The 3,549-nt window shown below is 47.1% G+C and carries 4 protein-coding genes; 1 reads left to right on the forward strand and 3 read right to left on the reverse strand.

Features of this window, described 5'->3' with window-relative positions; all coding sequences use genetic code 11:
* Together Q0241_RS18030 and Q0241_RS18035 are read right to left on the reverse strand one after the other, a co-directional pair.
* A partial coding sequence (locus Q0241_RS18030) for a CoA transferase (RefSeq protein ID WP_299380305.1) occupies positions 1 to 164 on the reverse strand: 164 nt, incomplete at its 3' end.
* A 67-nt stretch (positions 165 to 231) separates the two neighbouring features.
* Positions 232 to 1,419, reverse strand: a complete 1,188-nt coding sequence (locus Q0241_RS18035) for an acyl-CoA dehydrogenase (RefSeq protein ID WP_299380296.1) — start codon at positions 1,417 to 1,419, stop codon at positions 232 to 234.
* Between the two features lie 321 nt (positions 1,420 to 1,740).
* Between Q0241_RS18035 and gcvA the strand changes: the two genes are divergently transcribed.
* Positions 1,741 to 2,646 carry a transcriptional regulator GcvA gene (gene gcvA, locus Q0241_RS18040; RefSeq protein WP_299380299.1) on the forward strand — a complete coding sequence of 302 codons (906 nt, stop codon included), beginning with the start codon at positions 1,741 to 1,743 and terminating at the stop codon, positions 2,644 to 2,646.
* 228 nt (positions 2,647 to 2,874) lie between these two features.
* On the opposite strand, the gene Q0241_RS18045 is transcribed toward gcvA, so the two are convergent.
* Entirely contained in the window at positions 2,875 to 3,096 is a 222-nt protein-coding gene (locus Q0241_RS18045) for a hypothetical protein (RefSeq protein WP_299380302.1), read from the reverse strand.
* Positions 3,097 to 3,549 lie beyond the last annotated feature (453 nt).

The raw sequence follows: 3,549 nt of genomic DNA on the forward strand, positions 1-3,549 counted from the left end.
AAAGGAGGCCCCCAGGCACGGGTATCATCCCCGTAACCCGGGCGCTCTACCTTGATCACATCACATCCCAAATCAGCCAAAGTCTGACCAACCCAGGGACCGGCTAGTACACGTGACAGATCAAGAACCCTAATCCCCTCCAAAGGCATATCTTCAGGGGGCATATCATCTTTCTGATTACCAGAAGGCTTTGTCACAGCAATGAATCCGATCTTACATAAAAGCCTGAACTTACATAAAGGCCTGTAAACCCGTTTGTGCCCGCCCCAGAATGAGCGCATGCACGTCATGGGTGCCTTCGTAAGTGTTTACGGCCTCTAAATTCATCACATGCCGGATAACATGGAACTCATCTGAAACACCGTTGCCACCGTGCATATCACGGGCTGTTCGGGCAATTTCCAGTGACTTGCCACAGGAATTGCGCTTGATCATGGAAATAAGTTCCGGGGCAATCTTGCCTTCGTCAAATAACTGACCAGCACGCACACATCCCTGTAACCCCAAAGAGATTTCAGTCTGCATATCCGCGAGCTTTTTCTGTACCAATTGGGTCTGTGCCAAAGGACGACCAAACTGTTTGCGATCCAGCGTATATTGACGCGCCGCATGCCAACAGAATTCAGCGGCCCCCAAAGCCCCCCATGCAATGCCGTAACGCGCACGGTTAAGACACCCAAAAGGCCCTTTTAGACCCGTGACTTCCGGGAACATATTTTCTTCTGGCACGAAAACATTATCCATAACGATCTCACCCGTTACAGAAGCACGTAAACTAAACTTGCCCTCGATCTTTGGTGTGGAAAGTCCCTCCATGCCGCGTTCTAGAACAAAGCCGCGAATAATGCCTTCGTCATTTTTGGCCCAGACCACCATCACGTCTGCGATGGGTGAGTTCGTGATCCACATCTTCGCGCCAGACAGCTCGTACCCGCCGTCAACTTTGCGCGCACGGGTTTTCATGCCGCCGGGATCGGACCCGGCATCTGGTTCCGTCAAACCGAAACAACCGACATATTCACCCGTCGCCAGTTTTGGTAGGTACTTTTGCTTTTGCTCTTCTGATCCATAAGCATAGATCGGATGCATCACCAAAGAAGACTGAACCGACATGGCCGAGCGATAGCCACTATCCACACGTTCAATTTCACGGGCAATCAGGCCATAGCTGGTATAGCTGACCCCTGCACAGCCATAGCCTTCGATTGTTGCGCCCAAAAAGCCAAGCTCGCCCATTTCGCGCATAATATCGCGGTCAAAGTTTTCGTGGCGGTTTGCCTCTAGAATACGCGGCATCAGCTTGTCCTGCGCGTAATCGCGCGCGCTGTCCCTGACCATGCGCTCTTCTTCATTCAACTGAACGTCTAACAGGAACGGGTCTTCCCAATCGAATTTTCCAAGTTTAGCAGATGCAGACATGTTCTTCTTTCCGAGCTATGCGTGGCACAGAAGTGCCTCAAGATTTTTAGGCGTCTTAATAATATTATAGTTGCTTAACTTAATTCTGGCTCAAGGCGTAAAGAGAAAAATGTAGATTTTACGATATGAACGATGAAATGCCCCATGAAACAACGAAGAGAAAGAGTTGAGTTAAACAACTAGAGTTTATTGTCCTCTTATCTGACTTTAAAGGCCAACGATTATTTTTCCAAACATCATTCATTAAACTCATGACTAACGTATAAAATAATTGTACTGTCCCATGAATAATTTTTTGTTAGATATCTGAGCTTTAATACCGTGATATACCGATACGTTCCCTCTCTCACCGCGCTACGTACTTTTGAATCTTCCGCTAGGCACATGAGCTTTACGAAAGCCGCCGAAGAATTGAACGTGACGCAAAGTGCCGTCAGCCGACAGATCAGACAATTGGAAGACGAACTCGGCATCCGGCTTTTTGAGCGGGTCCGACAAAGACTTGTCCTCACCGAAGCGGGCGCCAGTTATGTTCAGGAAGTCAGGAAAGGCCTTGATCAGCTTAAATCTGCCACCCTTAACCTGCTGGCCTATCAGGGTGTTGGCGGTGAGCTATTACTGGCGTGCCTGCCCACCTTTGGCAGTCGATGGTTGATCCCGCGTTTGGGGCGCTTTACGTCGCAACACCCGGAAATCAACGTGAACCTTGTTACACGGATCGAAGCGTTTAATTTTGAGAGCGAAGATATTGATGCTGCCATCTATTTTGGGGACAGCAACTGGCCCGGCACAATATCAGACAAACTCATGGGCGAAGAAATGATCCCGGTCTGTAGCCCGTCCCTGTTAGAAGATGTCGGCCAAATAAAAACACCTGCGGATCTCAGCCACCATACCCTATTGCAACTTCGGTCCCGACCCTACGCCTGGCAAGAATGGCTTAGGGGTAAGGAAACACAGGATATCAACCCCGCTGCTGGTCCCAAGTTCGAGCAATTTCACATGATCATCAATGCCGCGCTCACGGGCCTTGGGGTTGCTCTGTTACCCGCGTTCTTGATCAAAGAAGAACTAAGCAAAGGCCTTCTGACCCAACTTTTTGATGACAGTATCCGTGGTAAGAATGCTTACTACCTCGTCTATCCCGAAAACAAACGCGGCCTGCCCCGCTTGCAAACCTTCCGCCGATGGCTGTTGCGCGAAGCAGCGCGACAGGAACAGAAATAAGCTTTTGCTCTCTAGATAAGAAAATCAAGGAAAAGCCAGATATACAAAGGCATCGGAACAAGAACCCAGATTAAACTGATGGTCAGGGCTTTGATAAGTAGTTTATCGACTTCTAAAGGCATTTTCTCTCTCCTTTTTTCAGTGTTTTCGTCTGTAGATCACCTGTGGATTACCTGTGGATCACCAGCGCGTAAAGAGGTCATTACTGACCATAAGCAATTGATCCTATTATATTGCCAATCCATACACGTACACGACGGTTCCCGCATACACAGTCGTCAAGCCAACAACGATGGCCCACTTGGCATTGGCAATAAAAAATCGAACCAACGGATCTTTTCTGGGAAAAGCAGCTTTCTCCCCTTCTTTGACAAAACCGGAAATCAACAGGATGTAATTCACAAACCAAAAGGCCGTAAAAAGCTCGGCTGCGAGAACAACATAGGCCATAAGCGTCTCCTTTAATGTGTCTCTATTTTTAAACATGCATTTTATATACATGTTATAATATTAAACTCAACAGCAGATATCGATACAGGTCAAAATGCCGCAGTCTCGGCCCTTGTTCCTTAGATGTATCAAAATGAAATCAAAATGCAGATTTCACCTTAACGACGAACATAATTCTATCCGTCAATTAGGGCATAAGCTCCCACCACCAAAACATAAAACATCAAAAACAGAACGTTTAAAATATTAGCACGACAACACTAAAGGTTGTACACACAGTTGTTTTATATAATGCTTGATTTGTTATTGGAACGTCTGCTTTCGACCCAAAGCGGACATTGAAAGCTAAGAAAGATTGGCAACTCAGCTATGACAATTACTTTATCGCAGGCGATCAAAAGTCTCATGGATGGAACCGAGCTTAAATGGGAATCTTCCGGTTCTTTCAAAGGT

It is taken from the genome of uncultured Kiloniella sp. (genome assembly GCF_937128705.1).
GTDB lineage: Bacteria > Pseudomonadota > Alphaproteobacteria > Kiloniellales > Kiloniellaceae > Kiloniella.